We start from the raw sequence: 24710 nt of genomic DNA on the forward strand, positions 1-24710 counted from the left end.
CAGATTATCATCATTGATGATGAGAATTAGTATTTCAAATCGATCACATTGAAATCGTGCTACAGGCCGTAGTCAGCCGATTGACAATGTTTTTGGCAGTGGCATGATGCGCATGAAATTTGAACTTCCTCACGGTTTTTATTCATGTCCACCTATACCCGACCCGTCATGCTGCTGCTGTGCGGGCTGCTTCTATTGACCCTGGCGATCGCCGTGTTAAACACGCTCGTCCCGCTTTGGCTCGCCCATGAAAATTTGCCAACCTGGCAAGTGGGAGTGGTCAGCTCGTCTTATTTCACAGGCAATCTGATTGGGACATTACTTACCGGGTATTTAATTAGACACCTTGGCTTTAATCGCAGCTATTACATTGCATCGTTTATTTTTGCAGTGGGTTGTGTGGGATTGGGCGTTATGGTGGGATTCTGGAGCTGGATGACCTGGCGCTTTATTGCGGGCGTAGGTTGCGCCATGATTTGGGTGGTGGTGGAAAGCGCGCTAATGTGCAGCGGAACTTCGCGTAATCGCGGACGCTTACTTGCTGCATATATGATGGTCTATTACGTGGGGACGTTTTTAGGACAGCTGTTGGTCAGTAAAGTATCGACAGAATTAATGAGCGTTCTGCCATGGGTTACTGGCACGATCCTGGCCGGTGTCTTACCGTTGCTCTTTACGCGCATTGTGAACCAACAGAGTGATGATCATCATTCGACGACCCCAATTGCCTCCATGTTGAAGCTTCGACAGGCTCGTCTGGGCGTGAATGGCTGTATTATTTCCGGAATTGTGCTGGGTTCTTTGTACGGTTTGATGCCGTTGTATCTCAATCATCAGGGAGTCAGCAATGCCAGCATTGGCTTCTGGATGGCCGTTCTGGTCAGCGCCGGGATTCTGGGGCAATGGCCGATTGGTCGTCTGGCGGATAAATTAGGCCGTCTGTTGGTTTTGCGTGTGCAGGTGTTCGTGGTGATCCTCGGTAGTATCGCTATGCTGAATCAGGCGGCGATGGCACCCGCGTTGTTCATGCTGGGAGCGGCAGGTTTTACCCTCTATCCGGTAGCAATGGCCTGGGCCTGCGAGAAAGTTGAGCATCATCAACTAGTCGCCATGAATCAGGCACTGTTATTAAGCTATACCGTGGGTAGCCTGCTTGGACCGTCATTTACCGCCATGCTGATGCAGAATTATTCTGACAGCGTGTTGTTTATTATGATCGCCAGTGTGTCGTTTATTTATTTGCTGATGCTGCTTCGTAAGGCAGGGCATACACCAAACTCTGTGGCGCATGTCTGAGTTGTATTAAGTAAAATAGCGTGAAGTTCCTGTTGGCTGCTAACAGTGGCGAGTTGTTGCAGATGCTCAGCCTCATCCAGCCAGCACACCAGCTGTTGAATAATCCTGATATGCTGAGTGCCATCAGATGCGACAAGTACAATAATTATCCGTACTTCAGGCTAGCCAGGAAAACATACTGCCGTGGTCAAGGCATAGCAATGACAAATGCGTCACATGGCTGCTTTTCAGACGTTATGGTGCTCTTATTCCAGAGGCATAAGGGATTTGGGTACGACATAGTGCTTGCCATCATATCGTAGCAATGTTGTCGTTTTGCCTGGTTTGTCTTTTGATACACACTCGCCATTGGCGTCAGTATGTGTGGTGGATGCTACGTTTTTCTCGGTTACCCGTATATTGGCGTATCCCTTCTGTGAGCCGGGTTCCAGAGCCAGGGTGCGTTTAACATCGTTAAATGTGCCTGCACAGTTTCCATCCCATTCTCCGCTGCTATTTTCAAGCACAATACCGTTTAATATTGTCCGTAACTGGTTATCCTCAATGACAAACAGCGACAGTGCATCTTCACTCATAGGGTTCACTCGTGAGCTGCCGTTGCGCATGATATGCAAGCCGAATGCAGTCTGGTTAGGTTTAACTTTCCAGCGTGCTGTATCAAGAGTAATGCCTGTAATACGAAAAGCGTCATCGTCCATACGCGCAGGAAGATTTAATCGCTGTTTGACGTTGAGGGTAGCGGAATCCAGTACCAGAAGTTCCAGATCGCCTGAGTGATCGTAATCGGTATACTGCTGAGACATCAATGGAACTGCTGCCAGTGTCAGCTCCGGTTGTGCCGGCCAGACCTTGCAAATCGCGCTTTGGGGAGAATTGGCGCTGGTGGTGATAACCTGGTTATCTTTGGTGATGATGCCCTGCGGTGTAGATGTTGCATCTGGCCACGCATGCTGGACGATGGCATTGATATCGCAACTGCTGGCGGCATTTACGCACTGGGCTGACAGCAGTAAAACTCCTGAGATGAATAAGCGCTTCACATCCTTTCCTTTGTTATGACCTGAATATCAGATGCTTTAGATAGCAAAACGGCTGCCCTGATGGCAGCCGTTTCGATGAGGCAAAAAATCAATACATCACTTTGTGACCATATTGCTCAAGGATACCTTTCACGCGCTCCATGGTCTCTTTCTTCGGCGGCTTAACACCATCCAGTTTGTACTCTTCGCCCATCGCCACCCATTTGTGTTTACCCAACTCGTGATAAGGCAGTAGTTCGATTTTTTCTACGTTGCCCATATCACGGGTAAACTCACCCAGACGGTGCGCGGAATCGTCATCGTCAGACCAACCGGGGACGACAACGTAGCGGATCCACACTTTAATATCTTTGTTAGACAGGTAGCGAGCAAATTCCAGTGTACGATGGTTAGATACACCTACCAGGTTCTGATGGATTTCGTCGTTCATCTGTTTAAGATCGAGCATTACCAGGTCAGTCACTTCCAGCAGTTCATCAATAACTGGATCGTAGCGGCGAACAAAACCGTTAGTATCAAGACAGGTATGAATACCTTCTTTCTTACAGGCACGAAACCAGTCACGAACAAATTCAGCCTGCAGGATGGCCTCACCGCCGGATGCCGTTACGCCGCCACCGGAAGCATTCATAAAGTGGCGATAAGTTACCACTTCTTTCATTAACTCTTCGACAGTAACTTCTTTGCCACCGTGCGTATCCCACGTATCACGGTTGTGGCAATACAGGCAGCGCATCAGGCAGCCCTGGAAGAAAGTGATAAAACGGATGCCTGGGCCGTCTACGGTGCCACAGGATTCAAAGGAGTGAATGCGACCAATAACTGACATTGCGGTGTTTCTCCAGGTGTGGCCCATCCGGGGCCTGTGTTAGTGCACAGTTGTTCACTGTGTCGAGTCTGTTTTGGCAGTCATCCATAAGTATAGATAGCTGGCGAAAGAGACTTAGTTGTTAAAAAGGCCCCACTTACGTGGAGCCTTTATTGTACGCTTTTTCAGTCAGACTGGGAATTACATGGTCTGAGTGAAGGTACGAGTGATAACGTCCTGCTGCTGTTCTTTAGTCAGGGAGTTAAAACGTACTGCGTAGCCAGAAACACGGATGGTCAGCTGCGGATATTTTTCCGGATGTTCCATCGCATCCAGCAGCATTTCGCGGTTCATGACGTTCACGTTCAGGTGCTGACCACCTTCGATGGACGCTTCATGGTGGAAGTAACCATCCATCAGACCAGCCAGGTTGGTCTTACGAACTTCGTCGTCTTTACCCAGAGCGTTCGGAACGATAGAGAAGGTGTAAGAGATACCATCTTTAGCGTAAGCAAACGGCAGTTTTGCAACAGAGGTCAGAGAGGCAACAGCACCTTTCTGGTCACGACCGTGCATTGGGTTAGCACCAGGTCCGAACGGCGCGCCAGCACGACGACCATCTGGGGTGTTACCTGTTTTCTTACCATACACAACGTTAGAAGTGATGGTCAGAACAGACTGAGTCGGGATAGCGTTACGGTAGGTAGTCAGTTTCTGAATTTTCTTCATGAAACGTTCTACCAGGTCAACCGCCATGTCATCAACGCGAGAGTCGTTGTTACCAAACTGCGGGTATTCGCCTTCGATTTCGAAGTCAACAGCCAGGCCGTCTTCGTCACGAATCGGTTTAACTTTCGCATATTTGATTGCAGACAGGGAGTCTGCAGCAACGGACAGACCAGCGATACCACACGCCATGGTGCGGATAACGTCACGGTCGTGCAGCGCCATCAGAGAGGCTTCGTAGCTGTACTTATCGTGCATGTAGTGGATAACGTTCAGTGCGGTGACGTACTGTTTTGCCAGCCAGTCCATGAAGTGATCCATGCGCTCCATAACTTCGTCGAAGTTCAGGACGTCGCCTTTGATCGGCTCAGACTTAGGACCAACCTGCATTTTCAGTTTTTCATCAACGCCGCCGTTGATTGCGTACAGCATGGTTTTCGCCAGGTTTGCACGCGCACCGAAGAACTGCATTTGTTTACCAACAACCATTGGGCTTACGCAGCAAGCGATAGCGTAATCGTCGTTGTTGAAGTCCGGACGCATCAGGTCATCGTTCTCGTACTGCAGAGAGGAGGTATCGATGGACACTTTAGCGGCGAATTTCTTGAAGTTCAGAGGCAGTTTTTCAGACCACAGAACGGTGATGTTCGGCTCCGGAGAAGGACCCATGGTGTACAGGGTGTTCAGGAAGCGGAAGCTGTTTTTGGTAACCAGAGTACGGCCGTCAACGCCCATACCACCGATAGATTCAGTTGCCCAAATCGGGTCACCGGAGAACAGTTCATCATATTCAGGGGTACGCAGGAAGCGAACCATACGCAGTTTCATGACCAGGTGGTCAATCATTTCCTGAGCGTCTTGCTCGGTGATTTTGCCTGCTTTGATATCGCGTTCGATGTATGCATCCAGGAAGGTGGATACACGACCGAAGGACATTGCTGCACCGTTCTGAGACTTAACAGCGGCCAGGTAGCCGAAGTAGGTCCACTGGATAGCTTCCTGAGCGTTGGTAGCCGGACCAGAGATATCGCAGCCATATTTAGCAGCCATTTCTTTGATCTGACCCAGCGCGCGGTGCTGTTCAGCGATTTCTTCACGCAGACGGATAGTCGCTTCCAGGTTTACGCCATTTTCCAGATCGGATTGCAGAGAAACGAACTGAGCGTATTTGTCTTTCATCAGGTAGTCGATACCGTACAGCGCAACGCGACGGTAGTCACCGATGATACGACCACGGCCATACGCATCTGGCAGACCAGTCAGAACACCGGATTTACGGCAGTTCAGAATGTCTTTGGTATAAACATCGAATACACCCTGGTTGTGGGTTTTGCGGTATTCGGTGAAGATTTTTTTCAGCATCGGGTCCAGTTCGCGATTGTACGCTTTGCAGGAACCTTCAACCATTTTGATGCCGCCAAACGGGATAATTGCACGTTTCAGCGGAGCTTCAGTCTGCAGACCAACAATTTTCTCGAGCGCTTTGTTGATGTAACCAGCGTCGTGAGAAGTGATGGTAGAAGCAACGGAGGTGTCAAAGTCAACAGGCGCGTGAGTGCGGTTTTCCTGTTTAACGCCTTCCATCACGCTGTCCCACAGTGCGGTGGTCGCTTCAGTCGCGCCAGCCAGGAAGGACTCGTCACCCTCGTACGGAGTGTAGTTTTTCTGAATGAAGTCACGGACGTTTACTTCATTCTGCCAATCACCTTTGGTAAAACCTTCCCAGGCTGTGGCTAACTTTTCATTAAGCTCGGACATGTAACACCTACCTTCTTAAGTGGATTTTTTATTTACTGCGTGTAATGAACATCAACAAATTAATGATGATCGTTACCACGCAGGTAAATGACCCAGTATGTCAACCCGACCAACAAACCGCCGCCGATAATGTTACCGATCGTAACCGGAATCAGGTTATCGGTGATGAAATTCATCACGGTCAGGTGAGAAAAATTCTCCGGAGAGGAACCGACTGCGGTCCAGAATTCCGGGGTGGCGAAATCGCGTATTACGATACCCATAGGGATCATAAACATGTTTGCGATACTGTGCTCAAAACCGCTGGCAACAAACATTGCGACCGGTAATACCATGATAAACGCTTTGTCCATCAGGCTGCGACCTGAGTAGCTCATCCATACGGCCAGACATACCATCAGGTTAGCCAGAATGCCAAGGCTAACAGCCTCAACAAAAGTATGGTGCACTTTGTGATCGGCTGTTTGTAGAACGTTAAGCCCCCATGCGCCATTGGCGGTCATGTACTCGCCAGAAAGCCACATCAGTAACACGAAGATGAGGGCGCCAATCAGGTTGCCGACATATACGTTAAGCCAGTTCTTTGCCAGTTGGCCCCAGGTAATACGACCACTCGCCTTAGCGACGACAATCAGTACCGTTGAGGTGAAGAGGTCTGCACCGCAGACAACACACAGGATCAACCCCAGGGAAAAGCAGATACCACCCACCAATTTTGCCATACCGAAAGGCATTGTTCCGGTGCCGGTGGTGGCGGTGATATAGAAAACAAAGGCAATTGAAATGAATACACCGGCAGTAATTGCCAGATAGAACGTCTTAAGCGGATGTTTCGTTGCTTTATAGACGCCTGCTTCTTCGGCAACTTTGGCCATTGCAGCAGGTAGAATAAGATCAAAAGGGTTGTCAGCTTTCACACTAACTCTCTCTTTATTAAGTCGGCGACGAGATACTAACAAAGCATTATAGATGAGAATTTGATATAGATCATATCTCGCCTGGCTTATAGGCCCGTAAGACGCATGGTTTTTATGCAATTACGGTGTAACTTTTTGATTATCCAAGTAAAAATAAATTTTAAAAATTATAAAGTGAGTTGAATTTTTTCCTTTTGCCCCCTGTTGAGCAGTTAATTAAAATGGAGTAATTGCAATAAAAGGTAACATTACTAAGTTAATTTTTTTAATATCAACTACTAATATTTAACCTTGCTTTTACATTTATTTTTGATTACGCAAAAATAAAAAAATGGGGCACTAAAAGCGCCCCGTAATATAGCGTAGTCAATTGTTGAAGCCTACTCAGAGTAGGCTGTTTGCCACTATTTTGACCAGTGTGCTGCTTTAGCACGCTGCAATTTTTCGTAGGCTTTCAGCAAAGACTGATGTGCTGGAAACGCTTGCAGATCGTTGTCAACGGGCTGGAGGCCATAGAAAGGCGCTTCTCCGCTCAATGCCGCACTTGCCGCTTCAACGGCATCAGCACCGTACATGCGAACAAAGGCATTCAGATATTGCAGCGGTTGCCGATCTTCTTCTTGCGACAGCAGCAACAGCGTTTGCAGACAACGGTAATAGTTTGCACGTTCGGCGCTAAAGACAGAGGCGTTAAATTCCATCGTCCATTCCGTCCAAATCAATGCCTGCTCCAGGTCGCCACCAGCCAGAGCCAGCATGACTTTTAACTCGCCAATGCGCAGGGTAGACCAACCGTTGTCCGGACCAGTCGCCAGGCCCAGCAGTTCACGCACGCGAGTAAAGTCGTCAAAACCTTCTTCATCCAGTTGTTCGAGCAGATTGAGATAGTCTTCTTTATCCCATTCACTGCCCGGCAGAGAAAGGATTGTCTCACGCAAATGCGCGCCCATACCGTTGTTCGCTAACCACAAATCTTCAGCCGGATAGATGTCAGACATACCGGGAACGATAATGCGGCAAGCGTACACGCCCAGGTGTTCGTAGTCGGCGATATACACTTCTTTATCTTCAGTGTTGAAGATAGCCATCAGGGTGGCGAACTCCTGTTCCGTGGTTCCGGAGAAATTCCAGTCGACGAACGGATAATCAGCATCCTGTTTGAACAGATCCCAGGAGATCAAGCCGCTGGAATCGATGAAATGAGTTTCGAGGTTGGTGTGTTCAGCGACTTCTTCGTCGTCGAAGGTCGGCGGAGTGAACACATCGAGATCTTTCAGACCACGGCCTTGTAACAGTTCGGTGACTGTACGTTCCAGTGCCACGCCAAAATCAGGATGTGCGCCGAATGAAGCAAAGCAGGTGCCATTGGCAGGGTTAAACAAAACCACGCAGATTACTGGGTATTTGCCGCCCAGAGAGCCGTCATACGCGAAAATCGGGAAACCTTCCGCTTCCAGTTTGGCGATGGACTCGACAACCGCCGGATAGCGCGCCAGCACGTCGGCAGGAATTTCCGGCAGGCTGATGCTTTCCGCGATAATACGATTCTTCACATAACGTTCAAAGACCTCAGACAAACCCTGAACGCGCGCTTCATTAGGCGTGTTACCGGCGGACATCCCGTTAGATACGTACAGGTTGCCGATAATGTTCATCGGAATATAGACGGTCTGGTTATCAGACTGGCGGGTAAACGGCAGGCCGCAGACACCGCGTTCTTCATTGCCTGACTGCAGATCGATAAGCATGCTTCCGGTCAGTTCATTTTCTGGATCGTAGAATGCGCGCAGACGCGGATCCAGCAGACCTTCCGGAACGTTGTCGTCTTCGGTCAACGGGAACCATTTTTCGTTCGGATAATGCACGAACGGACTGTTAGCGATGGTTTCACCCAACCAGAAATCAGCAAAGAAGTAGTTAGTGGACAGACGCTCAAAATATTCACCCAGCGCGGAAGCCAGCGCTGCTTTTTTCGTCGCGCCCTTACCGTTGGTGAAGCACAGTGCGCACTCTTTATCGCGGATATGTACAGACCAGACGTTAGGAACGGGGTTTAACCATGAAGCTTCTTCAATATGGAAACCGAGGTCGAGCAATTTTTGCTGGAAGCGGGCGATGGAATCTTCCAGAGCGGCATCTTTGCCGGGGATAAATGTTTGCGTCATGAAAATCACTTTTGTCGTACGGAAAGCGCGCAATGATACGGGTTTTAAATGAATGGCGCTATCGCCGCTACCACTGCGGCGTAAATAAAAGTATTGGCTATGCTTTCACACAGTCCACAACGTTTAGAGCGTAAGAATGAAAGCATTTGATTTGCAGCGTATGGCTCTTGATAAGGTGCCAATGGATTTTCTTGGCGAGGTTGCTCTGCGTAGCCTCTATACCTTTATATTAGTTTTCCTTTTCTTAAAGCTCACAGGACGGCGTGGCGTTCGTCAGATGTCACTTTTTGAAGTGCTGATTATTTTGACGCTGGGTTCAGCTGCGGGTGATGTGGCGTTCTATGACGATGTCCCTATGCTTCCGGTACTGGTGGTTTTTATGACCCTGGCGCTGCTTTATCGTTTAGTGATGTGGTTAATGGCACATAGCGAAAAGCTGGAGGATTTGCTGGAAGGCAAGCCAGTGGTCATCGTTGAGGATGGCGAACTGGCATGGTCAAAGCTTCACAACGCCAATATGACGGAATTCGAATTCTTTATGGAGCTACGTCTCAATGGTGTCGAGCAACTTGGGCAGGTCAGGCTGGCGATTCTTGAAACGAACGGGCAGATTAGCGTCTATTTTTTCGAGGATAAACAGATCAAACCCGGACTAAGCATTCTTCCCAAACACTGCACACAACGATTTAAGGTTGTACCTGAAGCGGGAGACTATGCCTGCGTACGTTGTAGTGAAGTGATCCAAATGAGTGCGGGCGATCATCAATTATGTCCGCGCTGTGCAAATCCAGAATGGTCGAAGGCCAGCCGGGCAAAACGCGTCACCTGACAGCGAAAATCTCGGTTTTTTTCCGTCAATCCGATAGATTCTGTTGTGTGATGCATCGCTCATTTTTACCCTGGTCATTTTTACCCATTGCGGCGCGTGTCACTGAATGATAAAACCGATATCCACAGGAATAACTTATACCCAATGTCTGTCACAGGAATTATCGTAACGACAGGATGTTGATCGGATAACAACACAACGTGGTGAGGGGAAATGGCTCAGGTCTTCAATTTTAGTTCAGGTCCGGCAATGCTACCGGCAGAAGTACTTAAACTGGCTCAACAGGATCTTTGTGACTGGAATGGTCTTGGCACGTCGGTAATGGAAATTAGCCACCGGGGTAAAGAGTTTATTCAGGTCGCAGAGGAAGCCGAGCAGGATTTTCGCGATCTTCTCAGTATCCCCTCCAACTATAAAGTGTTGTTCTGCCATGGTGGTGGTCGTGGGCAGTTTGCCGGTATCCCATTAAATATTCTGGGTAATAAAACTACGGCGGATTACGTTGATGCCGGTTATTGGGCAGCCAGTGCTATTAAAGAAGCGAAAAAGTACTGCACGCCGAATGTTATTGATGCCAAAGTTACCGTTGACGGCCTGCGTGCTGTCAAGCCAATGAGCGAATGGCAGCTTTCTGATAACGCGGCGTACCTGCACTATTGTCCGAATGAAACCATCGATGGCATTGCGATCGATGAAACGCCGAAGTTTGCCAGCAATGTGGTGGTGACGGCGGATCTATCCTCCACCATTCTTTCCGGCCCGCTGGATGTTAGCCGCTATGGCGTTATCTATGCTGGTGCACAGAAGAATATCGGTCCGGCAGGGCTGACGATTGTTATCGTTCGTGAAGATTTACTGGGTAAAGCCCACGTGTCCTGTCCGTCGATCCTTGACTACACCGTACTGAACGACAATGACTCCATGTTCAATACACCACCGACTTTTGCCTGGTATCTTTCTGGTCTGGTCTTTAAATGGCTGAAAGAACAGGGTGGTGTTAATGCTATGGATAAAATTAACCAGCAAAAAGCAGAGCTACTGTATAGCGTGATTGATAACAGTGACTTCTACCGCAATGATGTCGCGAAGTCTAACCGCTCACGCATGAACGTACCGTTCCAGTTAGCTGACAGCTCGCTGGATAAACTCTTCCTGGAAGAGTCGTTCGCAGCGGGTTTGCATGCGCTGAAAGGACATCGGGTTGTCGGCGGTATGCGAGCGTCTATCTACAATGCCATGCCGCTTGAAGGTGTGAAAGCGCTGACCGATTTCATGATCGATTTCGAGCGTCGCCGCGGTTAATTTGTTGTTTCTTTTCATCCCCGCAGCCAGCCTGTGGGGTTTTTATGTCTGTTTTTGAGAGTTAAGTTTCATGGAATCCCTGACGTTACAACCCATTGCGCGGGTGGATGGCACCATCAATCTGCCTGGATCCAAAAGTGTTTCTAACCGCGCTTTGCTGCTGGCTGCATTAGCGAATGGTACTACTGTCCTGACAAACCTGCTGGACAGCGATGATGTTCGCCATATGCTCAATGCTCTGAACGCGTTAGGGATTAGCTATACCCTTTCAGCCGATCGCACTCGCTGTGAAATTACTGGCAATGGTGGCCCATTACATGCCGAAGGCGCTGTCGAACTGTTCCTCGGCAATGCCGGAACCGCGATGCGCCCTTTAGCTGCTGCGCTGTGTCTGGGAAATAATGATATCGTGCTGACGGGTGAACCGCGCATGAAAGAGCGCCCGATTGGTCATCTGGTAGATGCGCTACGCCAGGGTGGAGCAGAGATTGAATACCTTGAGCAGGAAAACTATCCGCCTTTACGTCTGCGCGGTGGTTTTGTTGGCGGGCAGGTAGAGGTTGACGGCAGTGTTTCCAGCCAGTTCCTGACAGCGTTATTGATGACCGCACCGCTGGCACCGCAGGATACGACGATCGCGATTAAAGGCGAACTGGTGTCAAAACCCTACATCGACATCACACTGAATTTGATGAAAACGTTTGGTATTGAAATTGAGAACCAGAATTACCAGCGCTTTGTGGTGCAGGGGGGGCAGCAGTACCAGTCTCCGGGTCATTACCTGGTAGAAGGGGATGCGTCATCAGCCTCTTACTTCCTCGCTGCCGGAGCGATTAAAGGCGGTACAGTAAAAGTCACTGGGATTGGCCGCAATAGTATGCAGGGCGATATTCGTTTCGCTGATGTGCTGGAAAAAATGGGCGCGACTATTACCTGGGGGGACGACTTCATAGCCTGTACGCGCGGCGAATTAAACGCTGTTGATATGGACATGAATCACATCCCGGATGCGGCAATGACCATTGCCACCGCAGCGCTTTTTGCTAAAGGTACGACGACCTTACGTAATATCTACAACTGGCGTGTCAAAGAGACCGACCGTCTGTTCGCAATGGCGACAGAGTTACGTAAAGTTGGTGCTGAAGTGGAAGAGGGGCATGATTTTATCCGTATTACACCGCCAGCATCGTTAACATTCGCGGACATCGCGACCTATAACGATCACCGTATGGCGATGTGTTTCTCTCTGGTGGCGTTATCTGATACGCCAGTTACTATTCTTGACCCTAAATGTACCGCAAAAACCTTCCCGGATTACTTTGAACAGCTGGCGCGTATTAGTACGCCTGTCTGATTTGATCGCCGCACCATCGGGTGCGGCACATTCTTACGCTTTCTGACATCCCCGATTGTCCATTTATTCTACACTCAGCTTCAATGACTCTGTATTTTTCACACAAAGATAACGATCGTTGACGTTGGCGCGTATAATGCGCGGCGTTCACGTTAACGGTATGCCTGTTTAAGGAGAAAAAGATGACGGCAATTGCCCCGGTTATTACCATTGATGGCCCAAGCGGTGCAGGTAAAGGCACCTTGTGCAAGGCAATGGCGGAAGCATTGCAGTGGCATCTGTTAGATTCTGGCGCGATTTATCGTGTACTGGCGCTCGCGGCGTTACATCACCATGTTGATGTCGCTTCTGAAGATGCGCTGGTCCCGCTTGCGTCGCATCTGGATGTGCGCTTTATCTCAACAGACGGCAATCTGGAAGTTATTCTGGAAGGTGAAGATGTTAGCGGTGAAATCCGCACCCAGGAGGTGGCTAATGCTGCATCTCAGGTGGCTGCGTTTCCTCGTGTTCGTGAAGCACTTTTACGTCGCCAACGCGCCTTTCGCGAAGCGCCGGGATTGATCGCTGACGGACGTGATATGGGGACAGTGGTGTTCCCTGACGCACCGGTGAAAATTTTTCTGGACGCGTCCTCGCAAGAACGTGCGCATCGACGTATGCTACAGTTGCAGGAGAAGGGCTTTAGTGTTAACTTTGAACGCCTTTTGGCCGAGATCGAAGAACGCGACGACCGCGATCGTAATCGTGCTGTAGCGCCATTAGTTCCTGCTGCCGATGCTTTAGTTTTGGACTCAACCCGATTAAGCATTGAGCAAGTGATTGAAAAAGCGTTACAATACGCGCGCCAAAAACTGGCACTCGCTTAAGTGCGACCGAATTTGCAGTACCCCCGTTGCAATGGAATGACAGCGGGTATGTTAAACAACCCCATCCGGCATGGAGCCAGGTGGACGTTAAATATGAAACCTGAAGATTAAACATGACTGAATCTTTTGCTCAACTGTTTGAAGAATCCTTAAAAGAAATCGAAACCCGTCCGGGTTCCATCGTTCGTGGTGTTGTTGTTGCTATCGACAAAGATATCGTACTGGTTGATGCCGGTCTGAAATCTGAGTCTGCCATTCCGGCAGAGCAGTTCAAAAATGCCCAGGGCGAGCTGGAAATCCAGGTTGGTGACGAAGTTGATGTTGCTCTGGATGCAGTAGAAGACGGCTTCGGTGAAACTCTGCTGTCCCGTGAAAAAGCTAAGCGTCACGAAGCTTGGATCACGCTGGAAAAAGCTTACGAAGAAGCTGCGACCGTTACTGGTGTTATCAATGGCAAAGTCAAGGGTGGCTTCACTGTTGAGCTGAATGGTATTCGCGCGTTCCTGCCGGGTTCCCTGGTAGACGTTCGTCCGGTCCGCGACACGCTGCACCTGGAAGGCAAAGAGCTTGAGTTCAAAGTAATCAAGCTGGATCAGAAGCGTAACAACGTTGTTGTTTCCCGTCGTGCCGTTATCGAATCCGAAAACAGCGCAGAACGCGATCAGCTGCTGGAAAACCTGCAGGAAGGCATGGAAGTTAAAGGTATCGTTAAGAACCTCACTGACTACGGTGCATTCGTTGATCTGGGTGGCGTTGACGGCCTGCTGCACATCACCGACATGGCATGGAAACGCGTTAAGCATCCGAGCGAAATCGTAAACGTTGGCGACGAAATCACTGTTAAAGTGCTGAAGTTCGACCGCGAGCGTACTCGTGTATCTCTGGGCCTGAAACAGCTGGGCGAAGATCCATGGGTAGCTATCGCTAAGCGTTATCCGGAAGGTACCAAACTGACTGGTCGCGTGACCAACCTGACCGACTACGGCTGCTTCGTTGAAATCGAAGAAGGCGTTGAAGGCCTGGTTCACGTTTCCGAAATGGATTGGACCAACAAAAACATCCACCCGTCCAAAGTTGTTAACGTTGGCGACGTAGTGGAAGTTATGGTTCTGGATATCGACGAAGAACGTCGTCGTATCTCCCTGGGTCTGAAGCAGTGCAAAAACAACCCATGGCAGCAGTTCGCGGAAACCCACAACAAGGGCGACCGTGTTGAAGGTAAAATCAAGTCTATCACTGACTTCGGTATCTTCATCGGCCTGGACGGCGGCATCGACGGCCTGGTTCACCTGTCTGACATCTCCTGGAACGTTGCAGGCGAAGAAGCAGTTCGTGAATACAAAAAAGGCGACGAAATCGCAGCAGTTGTTCTGCAGGTTGATGCAGAACGTGAGCGTATCTCTCTGGGCGTTAAACAGCTCGCAGAAGATCCGTTCAACAACTGGGTTGCACTGAACAAGAAAGGCGCAATCGTAAACGGTAAAGTGACTGCAGTTGACGCTAAAGGCGCAACCGTAGAACTGGCTGACGGCGTTGAAGGTTACCTGCGCGCTTCTGAAGCTTCACGTGACCGCGTTGAAGATGCAACTCTGGTTCTGAGCGTAGGCGACGACGTTGAAGCTAAATTCACCGGCGTTGATCGTAAGAACCGTGCAATCAGTCTGTCTGTTCGTGCTAAAGACGAAGCTGATGAGAAAGATGCAATCGCAACTGTTAACAAACAGGAAGATGCAAACTTCTCCAACAACGCAATGGCTGAAGCTTTCAAAGCAGCTAAAGGCGAGTAATATCGAGTACTCTCTCATTCCTTTGTGCTATCAACAGCACAAAGGGTGACGAGTAGCTTGACAGATGACAGGATTCGTCCTGTAATCAATGACAAAGGGCGGCTACGGCCGCCCTTAATCAATGCAGCAGCTAATTTTGCCTTTAAGGAACCGGAGGAATCATGACCAAGTCAGAATTGATTGAAAGACTTGCAACCCAGCAACCTCATATTCCCGCGAAAGCGGTTGAAGATGCAGTAAAAGAGATGCTGGAACATATGGCCTCGACTCTTGCGCAGGGCGAGCGTATTGAAATCCGCGGTTTCGGCAGTTTTTCTTTGCATTACCGCGCACCACGCACCGGACGTAATCCGAAGACTGGCGATAAAGTGGATCTGGAAGGGAAATATGTTCCGCACTTTAAACCGGGTAAAGAACTGCGCGATCGCGCCAATATTTACGGTTAAGTTTTAAAAGAAACTTAAGCGCGAAAAAGCACCTGAATGGGTGCTTTTTTCATTTTGACACCCATATTTGAATGCCTCCTCGCAGTTAATTTGCACGTTACATTTCCCATGTAAAAACCGCGGAACCCACCGCGTTTAACGGACAATTTTCACCAGACAACCGTTAAGCTGTACTGCACACTTCCGCCAACAGGGAGGTGTCTGATGAAAATAACAACGGTGAGTTTGTGTGCGTTGTGCGGCATGCTGCCACTTACGCTATTGCCAGTGCTGCCTGGAGCGCTGTATTTCAGTGGTCTGTTTTGTCTGGCATGTATGCTCTGTCTTATTCCTCGCAAATATCTGCAATACACCGGATTAACCCTGTTGTTCTTTCTCTGGGGAATACTGGCGGCGAAAGAAGCGATCTGGGCGAGTAATACGCTCCCTGCCAGGACCCAGCAGGCCATCGTCCAGATTACCAGTACGGACAATAAGACGACACACTACGGGAAAATAACGCACCTTCAGGGACGCCGGATATTTCCAGCAGTGGGGATCGTGCTGTACGGACAGTATTTACCCGGCGATGTTTGTGCGGGCCAGCAATGGGATATGACGCTCAAGGTTCGTGCGGTACATGGGCAGTTGAATGAAGGTGGATTTGATAGCCAGCGTTATGCGCTAGCACAGCATCAGGTGCTGACTGGGCGTTTTCTGCAGGCCACGGTTATCATGCCAAAATGCAGTTTGCGTGCTCGTTACCTCTCTTCACTCAATACCGCTCTGGCCACGTATCCCTGGCAGCAGGTCATACTGGGCCTGGGAATGGGGGAACGATTATCCGTTTCGCAAGAGGTGAAAACCATAATGCGTGATACCGGCACTGCACATTTGATGGCCATTTCCGGGCTGCACATTGCTTTTGCCGCACTACTGGTCGGCGGGTTGATACGCGGCGGACAATTTTTTATGCCGACACGATGGCTCCACTGGCAGGTACCGCTGGTTGGCGGAATAGCCAGTGCGGCATTCTATGCATGGCTAACGGGTTTACAACCTCCTGCATTACGTACGGTGGTTGCACTGATTGTGTGGGGAGCGCTTCAATTAAGTGGCAGGCAGTGGAGTGGGTGGTCGGTCTGGGTATGTTGCCTGGCCGCCATCGTACTGGTGGATCCAGTCAGTATTCTTTCTCAGAGCCTGTGGTTATCGGCTTTTGCTGTTGCGGCACTGATATTCTGGTATCAGTGGGTTCCAGTGTCGGATCGACCGCTATCCCGTGTCGGACATGTAATCCTGGCGCTGATCCATCTTCAGTTGGGTATTACCGTTCTGTTGATGCCTGTGCAAATCGCTTTTTTTCACGGCATCAGCCTGACATCTTTTCTGGCTAATTTATTTGCCGTCCCGCTGGTTACGTTCGTTACCGTCCCGCTGATACTCGCCGCAATGATTGTGCATTTAACCGGTCTGGTTATGCTCGAATCGGGACTATGGTATTTGGCTGACCGTTCTCTGGCGCTTCTATTCTGGACGCTCAACAAGCTGCCAGAAGGGTGGGTTAACATTGATGAACGCTGGCAATGGCTAGCATTATCTCCCTGGTTGATGCTTATCGCATGGCGGCTGAATATCTGGCGTACCCTGCCGATAGTCTGTATTTCTGGACTGTTTTTGCTGAGCGTGCCGCTCTGGATAACGCCGCGAAATGACGTATGGCAGGTGCATATGCTGGATGTCGGGCAGGGGCTGGCGATGGTGATTACCCGTAATGGGAAGGCGATACTTTATGATACCGGTCTGGCCTGGCCGGAAGGCGACAGCGCGCAACAGCTCATTATTCCCTGGTTACGCTGGCACAACCTGGAACCGGAAGGGATTATTCTCAGTCATGAGCATATGGATCACCGGGGGGGATTACGCTCACTACAAAAGACCTGGCCATCTTTGTGGACAAGAAGTCCGTTGGGCTGGGAAGGGCATCTTCCTTGTTTTCGCGGGGAGAGGTGGCAATGGCAGGGTTTAACGTTTAGCGCACACTGGCCAATCAGAAGAAATAAAGAGCAGGGAAATAATCAATCCTGCGTGGTAAAAGTTGATGATGGAAATCACAGCATCCTTCTGACAGGTGATATTGAATCTTCTGCTGAACAAAAAATGCTAAGTCACTACTGGCAGCATCTTCGGTCTACTTTTATTCAAGTTCCGCATCATGGCAGTAATACCTCCTCATCATTAGCGCTGATTCAGCGGGTTGGCGGACAAGGCGCTTTAGCCTCAGCGTCACGCTACAATGCCTGGCGCCTGCCATCCAGGAAGGTGAAGCAGCGTTACCTGCAACAGGGTTATCAATGGCTGGATACACCTCATCAGGGACAAGTTACACTGGATTTTTATCAGAAAAGTTGGCGAGTACGCAGTTTAAGGGATCAGATTTTACCCCGTTGGTATCATCAGTGGTTTGGCGTGCCGGAGGATAACGGGTAGAATATGCGGCTATTCTAACAAATGCTGGTTTTTTGAATGCATAACGATAAAGATCTCTCTACGTGGCAGACATTTCGCCGACTATGGCCAACCATAGCGCCTTTTAAATCGGGTCTGATCGTGGCGGGTATAGCGTTAGTCCTTAACGCGGCCAGCGATACCTTCATGTTATCGCTCCTTAAGCCATTACTGGATGATGGTTTTGGTAAAACAGATCGCTCAGTGCTGCTGTGGATGCCGCTGGTGGTTATTGGGCTGATGATTGTACGTGGCTTAACCAGCTACGTCTCCAGCTACTGTATTTCATGGGTGTCAGGCAAAGTGGTTATGACCATGCGCCGCCGCCTGTTTGGTCATATGATGGGCATGCCCGTCGCCTTTTTTGATAAGCAGTCTACCGGTACGTTACTGTCACGTATTACCTATGATTCAGAGCAGGTGGCGTCTTCGTCTTCCGGCGCGTTGATCACCGTGGTGCGTGAAGGGGCCTCAATTATTGGCCTGTTTATCATGATGTTTTATTACAGCTGGCAGCTGTCATTAATCCTGATTGTGCTGGCCCCTATTGTATCAATTGCGATTCGTGTTGTTTCCAAGCGCTTTCGTAGCATCAGTAAAAACATGCAAAATACGATGGGGCAGGTTACAACCAGTGCAGAGCAAATGCTGAAAGGCCACAAAGAAGTTCTGATATTCGGTGGTCAGGAAGTTGAAACCAAGCGTTTTGATAAAGTCAGTAACAAGATGCGCTTGCAAGGCATGAAGATGGTTTCTGCATCTTCCATCTCCGATCCTATCATCCAGTTGATTGCCTCTTTGGCTCTGGCCTTCGTGTTATACGCAGCCAGTTTCCCAAGTGTGATGGAAAACCTGACTGCGGGGACAATTACGGTTGTCTTCTCCTCTATGATCGCCCTGATGCGTCCGCTGAAGTCTCTGACTAACGTCAACGCACAGTTCCAGCGTGGTATGGCTGCATGCCAGACCTTGTTTACTATTCTGGATAGTGAACAAGAAAAAGACGAAGGTAAACGTGTGATTGAACGTGCTACCGGCGATCTGGAATTCCGTAATGTGACCTTTACCTATCCGGGTCGTGAAGTTCCAGCGTTGCGTAACATTAATCTGAATATCCCGGCGGGTAAAACCGTGGCGCTGGTAGGCCGTTCCGGTTCAGGAAAATCCACCATTGCGAGTCTGATTACGCGCTTCTACGACATTGATGAAGGGCAGATTCTGATGGACGGACACGATCTGCGTGAATACACCCTGGCATCCTTACGCGATCAAGTGGCTCTGGTCTCGCAGAACGTACACCTGTTTAACGATACGGTTGCGAACAACATTGCCTACGCGCGCACAGATATGTACAGCCGGGAGCAGATTGAAAAAGCGGCGCAGATGGCTTATGCCATGGATTTCATCAACAAAATGGATGATGGTCTGGATACGGTGATTGGCGAGAACGGCGTCCTGCTGTCCGGCGGTCAACGCCAGCGTATCGCTATCGCCCGTGCTTTGCTGCGCGACAGCCCGATTTTGATCCTTGATGAGGCAACGTCAGCTCTGGATACAGAGTCCGAACGCGCAATTCAGGCTGCACTGGATGAGTTACAGAAAAACCGTACTTCACTGGTCATTGCTCATCGCCTTTCAACTATCGAACAAGCGGATGAAATCGTGGTGGTGGAAGACGGGCTGATTGTTGAGCGCGGCACCCATAGCGAACTGCTCGAACAGCGCGGTGTGTATGCACAACTGCACAAAATGCAATTTGGCCAATGATTGCGCGCATCTGGTCTGGTGAATCGCCGCTGTGGCGATTATTACTTCCGCTCTCCTGGCTCTACGGACTGGTGAGCGGAGGTATCCGCTTATGCTACAAGTTGGGACTTAAACGTGCATGGCGCGCACCAGTGCCGGTTGTTGTTGTCGGAAACCTGACTGCGGGTGGCAATGGTAAAACGCCAGTGGTAATTTGGCTGGTTGAACAATTGCAGCAACGCGGCATTCGTGTGGGCGTTGTTTCTCGTGGCTATGGCGGGAAAGCACAGGCTTATCCGCTTTTACTGACAACAGAGACGACCACGGCAGAAGCGGGTGATGAACCTGTGCTGATCTTCCAGCGTACCGGTGTGCCAGTGGCTGTCTCTCCGGTAAGAGCGGATGCGGTAAAAGCCATTCTTGCCCGGCACGACGTGCAGATTATTGTTACCGATGATGGGTTACAGCACTATCGTCTGGCGCGTGATGTTGAAATTGTAGTGATTGACGGTGAACGTCGGTTCGGTAATGGCTGGTGGCTTCCGGCTGGTCCAATGCGCGAGCGTGCCGGACGCCTCAAATCAGTTGACGCGACGATCGTCAATGGTGGCACTCCATTGCCGGGGGAAATTCCCATGTGCCTTGAGCCAGGCCTGGCCGTTAATTTACGTACAGGTGAGCGGCGTAATGTAGCGCAGCTACCCAATATTGTTGCCATGGCGGGTATTGGTCATCCCCCCCGTTTTTTTGCCACACTTGAGGCATGCGGCGCCCGTCCGCAGAAGTGTATCGCGCTGGCAGACCACCAGTCTCTGACCTACAGTGACGTCAGCGTGTTGTCAGGTGAAGACCAAACGCTTGTCATGACGGAGAAAGACGCAGTTAAATGTCGCGCTTTTGCCGATGACAACTGGTGGTACTTACCCGTTGATGCTCATCTGTCGGGTGAACAACCTGGTGTCTTACTCGATAAGTTAACCTCGCTGACTCGCTAACAGATTCAAGCCGCGGCAGCGAATCATTTATGAGGTCATAAATGTCGTTGCCGCACCTTTCTTTGAAGGATGCCCGTCATCTTCACCTTGCTGCACAAGGTTTGCTGAAAAAAACTCGTCGCCGGGCAACCTCTGCTGACATTCTCGCGACCATTTCGCAAATGTCCTTACTCCAAATCGATACTATCAATATTGTGGCGCGCAGCCCTTACCTGGTGCTGTTTAGCCGTTTGGGTGACTATTCGCCGCAATGGCTCGATGAATCATTACTGTGCGGTGAGCTGATGGAATACTGGGCACATGAGGCCTGCTTCCTGCCGCGTAGCGACTTTATGCTGATACGCCATCGCATGCTGGCTCCTGAGAAAATGGGCTGGAAGTACAAAGCAGAGTGGATGAAAGAGCATGCCTATGAGATTGAACAACTGTTACAGCATATCCAGCATAACGGACCAGTAAGATCCGCGGATTTTGAGCACCCGCGTAAGGGAACCAGCGGTTGGTGGGAATGGAAACCGCATAAGCGTCATCTTGAAGGACTTTTCACCGCCGGGAAGGTGATGGTGGTGGAGCGGCGTAATTTCCAGCGAGTCTATGATTTAACGCATCGCGTCATGCCGCACTGGGATGATGATCGTGACCTTCTCTCAAAGGCTGAAGCGGAAATAGTCATGCTTGATAACAGCGCCCGCAGCCTCGGTATTTTTCGTGAGCAGTGGCTGGCAGACTATTACCGCTTGCAGCGTCCGGCGTTAAAAACCTGGTGTGAAGTACGGGCAGAGCAACAACGAATTATTCCTGTAGATGTTGAAGGCCTGGGAACTCTGTGGCTCCATAGCGACCTGCAACCACTTCTTGAGCAGGCACTGGCGGGTAAGTTAACAGCGACCCATACTACGGTTTTATCGCCATTTGATCCGGTGGTTTGGGATCGTAAACGGGCTGAACAGCTGTTCGATTTTAGCTACCGGCTGGAATGCTACACGCCAGCACCGAAACGTCAGTATGGCTATTTTGTCTTGCCCCTACTGCATCGGGGACAGTTGGTTGGGCGTATGGATGCCAAAATGCACCGAAAAACAGGCGTGCTGGAGGTCATTTCTCTTTGGCTGCAGGATGAGGCCAAACCTGGGGTTACCTTGCAAAAAGGATTATTCCAGGCGATCGATGATTTCGCTCGCTGGCAGCAGGCTGTGCGAGTCACGATAGGCAGCTGTCCTGACGGTTTATTTACTGACTTGCGTCAGGGCTGGGAAATAGACCCAGCCCTGTAAGCGATTATGTTAATATTTACGTATTCACAATCCGGTCCATCTGGAGGAACTATGGATCATCGTCTGCTTGAAATCATTGCCTGCCCGGTATGCAATGGCAAACTCTGGTACAACCAGGAAAAACAAGAACTGATTTGCAAACTGGATAACCTTGCTTTCCCACTGCGAGAGGGAATTCCCGTGTTGCTGGAAACGGAAGCTCGTGTCCTGACTGCTGATGAGAGTAAATCATGAGTTTTGTGGTCATTATTCCTGCGCGTTATGCGTCCACACGTCTGCCTGGTAAGCCGCTGCTGGATATTAACGGTAAGCCGATGATAGTACATGTGCTGGAGCGTGCGCGTGAATCTGGCGCTGAACGTATTATTGTTGCTACCGATCATGAAGATGTTGCGCGTGCTGTAGAAGCCGTTGGTGGCGAGGTGTGCATGACCCGCGCCGATCACCAGTCTGGTACGGAACGCCTGGCTGAAGTTGTCGAAAAATGTGGTTTTAGCGACGATACCGTCATTGTGAACGTTCAGGGTGATGAGCCGATGATCCCGGCGGTTATTATTCGTCAGGTAGCCGAGAATCTGGCGCAACGACAGGTCGGCATGGCGACGCTTGCAGTCCCCATTCACAGCGCGGAAGAGGCGTTTAATCCGAATGCGGTGAAAGTAGTGTTGGATGCTGAAGGGTATGCGCTTTACTTTTCCCGGGCGACAATTCCCTGGGATCGTGACCGTTTTGCAAAAAGCCTGGAAACCGTAGGTAATACTTTTCTGCGCCATCTGGGGATTTACGGTTATCGCGCGGGCTTTATTCGTCGCTATGTGAACTGGCAACCTAGCCCGCTTGAACAGATTGAAATGCTGGAGCAGCTTCGTGTGCTTTGGTATGGCGAACAAATTCATGTTGCCGTCGCCAAAGAAGTGCCGGGGACAGGGGTTGATACGGCCGAAGATCTTGAGCGCGTCCGCGTCGAAATGCGTTAATCTTTTCACGGCACTCCACCCGTTTTTGGGAGGGGTGTCGTATCGTTACTCTTTTCCCGCCACTTTTCTTTTCATCAATTGATCTCATCCGGGTGACATCTGTCTATTCGACGCTCATTATGAAAGCAGTAGCATTTATGAGGGCAATCTGAAATGGAACAGTTGCGTGCCGAACTCAGCCATCTGCTGGGCGAAAAACTCAGTCGTATAGAATGCGTGAACGAAAAAGTAGATACGGCGCTGTGGTCACTGTACGACAGCCAGGGAAATCCGATGCCGCTGATGGCCCGAAGTTTCACCACCCCGGGCATGGCACAGCAGTTGGCATGGAAAACTACCATGCTGGCGCGCAGTGGTACGGTACGTATGCCGGTCATTTATGGGGTATTAACCCACGAAGAACATCCCGGCCCTGACGTTCTGTTACTTGAACGCTTACGTGGCGTGCTAGTGGAAGCGCCCGCCCGAACGCCAGAACGCTGGGAACATTTAAAAGATCAGATCGTGGAAGGTTTGCTGTCATGGCATCGTCAGGATAGTCGAGGCTGTGTTGGCGCGGTGGATAACACGCAGGAAAATTTATGGCCATCCTGGTATCGCCAACGAGTTGAAGTGCTGTGGAGCACGTTAAACCAGTTCAACAATACCGGCCTTACAATGCAGGACAAACGGATTCTGTTTCGCACCCGTGAATGTTTGCCAGCGTTGTTTGAAGGCTTTAACGATAACTGCGTTCTGATCCACGGTAATTTCAGCTTACGCAGTATGCTCAAAGATGCCCGTAGCGATCAGCTTCTGGCAATGGTGGGGCCTGGTTTGATGCTATGGGCGCCAAGAGAGTATGAGCTGTTTCGACTAATGGATAATGCCCTGGCGGAAAGCCTGCTCTGGCAGTATCTGCAACGCGCGCCAGTGGCAGAGTCGTTTATCTGGCGGCGCTGGTTGTACGTATTGTGGGATGAGGTTGCGCAACTGGTTAATACCGGTCGTTTTAACCGTTCCAATTTTGACCTGGCGACCAAATCACTGCTGCCCTGGCTCGCCTGACGAGCCTTTCAGCCACTGCCAGATCCTGCCCAGTGTTTCGTAACCGACGCGATCGCTATGCATAAGCCAGACGGGCGATGGAATGGCACGTTCCCACGGATTCAGCGGCGAGTCTATTGCCAACTGGTTGGCTGGTGCTGGCAGTGGATGCAGCCCGGCTTGTTGGAAGAAAATCATCGCTCGCGGTAAATGCGACGCGGAAGTCACCAGCAGGAAAGGCGCGTTGCCGATAGCCTGTTTTACCGCAGCAGCTTCTTCCTCGGTATCTTTTGGTGTATCCAGCGTAATAATGTTACGGCGAGGAACGCCCAGCGACTCGGCCACGCGCGCCCCCGCTTCTGCGGTACTGACGTTGTTGGTCTTCGCTGCTGCGCCGGTAAAGATCAGCTTTGATCCTGGATTGGCTTGCCACAGACGAATTCCCTCATTTAGCCGTGGAAGACTGTTATTGATCAGATTAGAACTCGGTGCCCACAGCGGGTTCCAGGTATAGCCCCCGCCCAGAACCACAATGTATTCCACTTTTTGCGTATCTTGCCAGGTGGGATATTTGTCCTCAATAGGTTTAAGCAGACTATCAGCGACCGGTTGCAAGCTGAGCAGTAACAGCGCGAGCCAGCTCAGGCTGATGAACACTTTCCCTGTTTTCTGAAAGCGACTAAACCAGACCAGCGCTAGCCCTGTGCCCATAACAATTAGCATCAATGGAAGCGGCAGCATCATACCGCCAATCACTTTCTTCAGCGTAAAAAGCATCCTTTTTGGTTCCTTTTTTAACCATACAGCAGGGGATCTGCAGGGATATTACACCAGGAAGGTTCATTCTCGGCGTGGGTGTGACAAAATAGCGGTTTTACTTAGTCACCCTAAAGCCAGTATGCGGAGAGTCC

Annotated in this window: 21 protein-coding genes; 14 read left to right on the forward strand and 7 right to left on the reverse strand. The window is 50.1% G+C overall.

Annotated elements, in window-relative coordinates:
- Positions 1-144: 144 nt before the first annotated feature.
- Positions 145-1296: an MFS transporter gene (locus OGX98_RS05605; protein WP_045441254.1), complete on the forward strand. Its 1152-nt coding sequence runs from the start codon at positions 145-147 to the stop codon at positions 1294-1296.
- On the opposite strand, the gene OGX98_RS05610 is transcribed toward OGX98_RS05605, so the two are convergent.
- The 6 genes from OGX98_RS05610 to ycaO form a co-directional block, all read right to left on the reverse strand.
- On the reverse strand, positions 1236-1445 hold the full coding sequence (locus tag OGX98_RS05610) for a PTS sugar transporter subunit IIA (RefSeq protein WP_081918189.1): 210 nt from the start codon (positions 1443-1445) through the stop codon (positions 1236-1238). The two genes, OGX98_RS05605 and OGX98_RS05610, sit on opposite strands and share 61 nt — an antisense overlap.
- A 96-nt stretch (positions 1446-1541) precedes the next feature.
- Positions 1542-2336: a PA3715 family protein gene (locus OGX98_RS05615; protein WP_225760707.1), complete on the reverse strand. Its 795-nt coding sequence runs from the start codon at positions 2334-2336 to the stop codon at positions 1542-1544.
- An 88-nt stretch (positions 2337-2424) separates the two neighbouring features.
- Positions 2425-3165, reverse strand: coding sequence for a pyruvate formate lyase 1-activating protein (pflA, locus tag OGX98_RS05620; protein ID WP_045441255.1), 741 nt, complete (start codon positions 3163-3165; stop codon positions 2425-2427).
- A gap of 180 nt (positions 3166-3345) precedes the next feature.
- Positions 3346-5628 (reverse strand): formate C-acetyltransferase, encoded by a 2283-nt coding sequence (pflB, locus tag OGX98_RS05625; protein WP_045441256.1) that lies wholly within the window; start codon positions 5626-5628, stop codon positions 3346-3348.
- Between the two features lie 59 nt (positions 5629-5687).
- Entirely contained in the window at positions 5688-6545 is an 858-nt protein-coding gene (gene focA, locus OGX98_RS05630; RefSeq protein ID WP_003831909.1) for a formate transporter FocA, read from the reverse strand.
- A 404-nt stretch (positions 6546-6949) separates the two neighbouring features.
- Positions 6950-8710, reverse strand: coding sequence for a 30S ribosomal protein S12 methylthiotransferase accessory factor YcaO (gene ycaO / locus OGX98_RS05635; RefSeq protein ID WP_045441257.1), 1761 nt, complete (start codon positions 8708-8710; stop codon positions 6950-6952).
- A 136-nt stretch (positions 8711-8846) separates the two neighbouring features.
- Between ycaO and OGX98_RS05640 the strand changes: the two genes are divergently transcribed.
- The 13 genes from OGX98_RS05640 (at position 8847) to OGX98_RS05700 (ending at position 23820) form a co-directional block, all read left to right on the forward strand.
- A complete protein-coding gene (locus OGX98_RS05640; RefSeq protein WP_045441258.1) occupies positions 8847-9539 on the forward strand; it encodes a DUF421 domain-containing protein in 693 nt (230 codons plus the stop codon).
- Positions 9540-9752: 213 nt separating this feature from the next.
- Entirely contained in the window at positions 9753-10841 is a 1089-nt protein-coding gene (gene serC / locus OGX98_RS05645; RefSeq protein ID WP_045441259.1) for a 3-phosphoserine/phosphohydroxythreonine transaminase, read from the forward strand.
- A gap of 70 nt (positions 10842-10911) precedes the next feature.
- Positions 10912-12195, forward strand: coding sequence for a 3-phosphoshikimate 1-carboxyvinyltransferase (gene aroA, locus OGX98_RS05650; protein ID WP_284096523.1), 1284 nt, complete (start codon positions 10912-10914; stop codon positions 12193-12195).
- Positions 12196-12377: 182 nt separating this feature from the next.
- Positions 12378-13061, forward strand: a complete 684-nt coding sequence (gene cmk, locus OGX98_RS05655; protein ID WP_045441261.1) for a (d)CMP kinase — start codon at positions 12378-12380, stop codon at positions 13059-13061.
- A gap of 113 nt (positions 13062-13174) precedes the next feature.
- Positions 13175-14848, forward strand: coding sequence for a 30S ribosomal protein S1 (gene rpsA, locus OGX98_RS05660; protein WP_045441262.1), 1674 nt, complete (start codon positions 13175-13177; stop codon positions 14846-14848).
- A 161-nt stretch (positions 14849-15009) separates the two neighbouring features.
- Positions 15010-15294, forward strand: a complete 285-nt coding sequence (gene ihfB, locus OGX98_RS05665) for an integration host factor subunit beta (RefSeq protein ID WP_003035780.1) — start codon at positions 15010-15012, stop codon at positions 15292-15294.
- A 204-nt stretch (positions 15295-15498) separates the two neighbouring features.
- Complete coding sequence (locus tag OGX98_RS05670; RefSeq protein ID WP_286594947.1) at positions 15499-17763, forward strand: ComEC family protein; 2265 nt, start codon at positions 15499-15501, stop codon at positions 17761-17763.
- A 36-nt stretch (positions 17764-17799) separates the two neighbouring features.
- Positions 17800-19548: a lipid A ABC transporter ATP-binding protein/permease MsbA gene (gene msbA / locus OGX98_RS05675; RefSeq protein ID WP_048221756.1), complete on the forward strand. Its 1749-nt coding sequence runs from the start codon at positions 17800-17802 to the stop codon at positions 19546-19548.
- Positions 19545-20522, forward strand: a complete 978-nt coding sequence (lpxK, locus tag OGX98_RS05680; protein WP_200010749.1) for a tetraacyldisaccharide 4'-kinase — start codon at positions 19545-19547, stop codon at positions 20520-20522. The genes msbA and lpxK overlap by 4 nt, the downstream gene beginning before the upstream one ends.
- A 41-nt stretch (positions 20523-20563) precedes the next feature.
- On the forward strand, positions 20564-21796 hold the full coding sequence (locus OGX98_RS05685; protein WP_286594948.1) for a winged helix-turn-helix domain-containing protein: 1233 nt from the start codon (positions 20564-20566) through the stop codon (positions 21794-21796).
- A gap of 51 nt (positions 21797-21847) precedes the next feature.
- Positions 21848-22030 (forward strand): protein YcaR, encoded by a 183-nt coding sequence (ycaR, locus tag OGX98_RS05690; protein ID WP_045441267.1) that lies wholly within the window; start codon positions 21848-21850, stop codon positions 22028-22030.
- Positions 22027-22773 (forward strand): 3-deoxy-manno-octulosonate cytidylyltransferase, encoded by a 747-nt coding sequence (gene kdsB / locus OGX98_RS05695; RefSeq protein WP_284096520.1) that lies wholly within the window; start codon positions 22027-22029, stop codon positions 22771-22773. Before ycaR ends, kdsB begins: the two co-directional genes overlap by 4 nt.
- 153 nt (positions 22774-22926) lie before the next feature.
- Positions 22927-23820: a YcbJ family phosphotransferase gene (locus OGX98_RS05700; protein ID WP_286594949.1), complete on the forward strand. Its 894-nt coding sequence runs from the start codon at positions 22927-22929 to the stop codon at positions 23818-23820.
- On the opposite strand, the gene elyC is transcribed toward OGX98_RS05700, so the two are convergent.
- Entirely contained in the window at positions 23797-24576 is a 780-nt protein-coding gene (gene elyC, locus OGX98_RS05705) for an envelope biogenesis factor ElyC (RefSeq protein ID WP_286594950.1), read from the reverse strand. The two genes, OGX98_RS05700 and elyC, sit on opposite strands and share 24 nt — an antisense overlap.
- Positions 24577-24710 lie beyond the last annotated feature (134 nt).

This window comes from Citrobacter sp. Cm046, from assembly GCF_030333065.1.
In the GTDB taxonomy this organism is placed as follows: domain Bacteria; phylum Pseudomonadota; class Gammaproteobacteria; order Enterobacterales; family Enterobacteriaceae; genus Citrobacter; species Citrobacter murliniae.

What these genes read in the sequence shown, in the direction of transcription:
- OGX98_RS05670 (WP_286594947.1), top strand. Translation starts at nt 15,499, where the DNA reads ATGAAAATAACAACGGTGAGTTTGTGTGCGTTGTGCGGCATGCTGCCA.
- serC (WP_045441259.1), top strand. Translation starts at nt 9,753, where the DNA reads ATGGCTCAGGTCTTCAATTTTAGTTCAGGTCCGGCAATGCTACCGGCA.
- OGX98_RS05605 (WP_045441254.1), top strand. Translation starts at nt 145, where the DNA reads ATGTCCACCTATACCCGACCCGTCATGCTGCTGCTGTGCGGGCTGCTT.
- pflB (WP_045441256.1), bottom strand. Translation starts at nt 5,628, where the DNA reads ATGTCCGAGCTTAATGAAAAGTTAGCCACAGCCTGGGAAGGTTTTACC.
- rpsA (WP_045441262.1), top strand. Translation starts at nt 13,175, where the DNA reads ATGACTGAATCTTTTGCTCAACTGTTTGAAGAATCCTTAAAAGAAATC.
- OGX98_RS05700 (WP_286594949.1), top strand. Translation starts at nt 22,927, where the DNA reads ATGGAACAGTTGCGTGCCGAACTCAGCCATCTGCTGGGCGAAAAACTC.
- aroA (WP_284096523.1), top strand. Translation starts at nt 10,912, where the DNA reads ATGGAATCCCTGACGTTACAACCCATTGCGCGGGTGGATGGCACCATC.
- ycaO (WP_045441257.1), bottom strand. Translation starts at nt 8,710, where the DNA reads ATGACGCAAACATTTATCCCCGGCAAAGATGCCGCTCTGGAAGATTCC.
- kdsB (WP_284096520.1), top strand. Translation starts at nt 22,027, where the DNA reads ATGAGTTTTGTGGTCATTATTCCTGCGCGTTATGCGTCCACACGTCTG.
- ihfB (WP_003035780.1), top strand. Translation starts at nt 15,010, where the DNA reads ATGACCAAGTCAGAATTGATTGAAAGACTTGCAACCCAGCAACCTCAT.
- lpxK (WP_200010749.1), top strand. Translation starts at nt 19,545, where the DNA reads ATGATTGCGCGCATCTGGTCTGGTGAATCGCCGCTGTGGCGATTATTA.
- pflA (WP_045441255.1), bottom strand. Translation starts at nt 3,165, where the DNA reads ATGTCAGTTATTGGTCGCATTCACTCCTTTGAATCCTGTGGCACCGTA.
- OGX98_RS05685 (WP_286594948.1), top strand. Translation starts at nt 20,564, where the DNA reads ATGTCGTTGCCGCACCTTTCTTTGAAGGATGCCCGTCATCTTCACCTT.
- ycaR (WP_045441267.1), top strand. Translation starts at nt 21,848, where the DNA reads ATGGATCATCGTCTGCTTGAAATCATTGCCTGCCCGGTATGCAATGGC.
- cmk (WP_045441261.1), top strand. Translation starts at nt 12,378, where the DNA reads ATGACGGCAATTGCCCCGGTTATTACCATTGATGGCCCAAGCGGTGCA.
- elyC (WP_286594950.1), bottom strand. Translation starts at nt 24,576, where the DNA reads ATGCTTTTTACGCTGAAGAAAGTGATTGGCGGTATGATGCTGCCGCTT.
- OGX98_RS05640 (WP_045441258.1), top strand. Translation starts at nt 8,847, where the DNA reads ATGAAAGCATTTGATTTGCAGCGTATGGCTCTTGATAAGGTGCCAATG.
- msbA (WP_048221756.1), top strand. Translation starts at nt 17,800, where the DNA reads ATGCATAACGATAAAGATCTCTCTACGTGGCAGACATTTCGCCGACTA.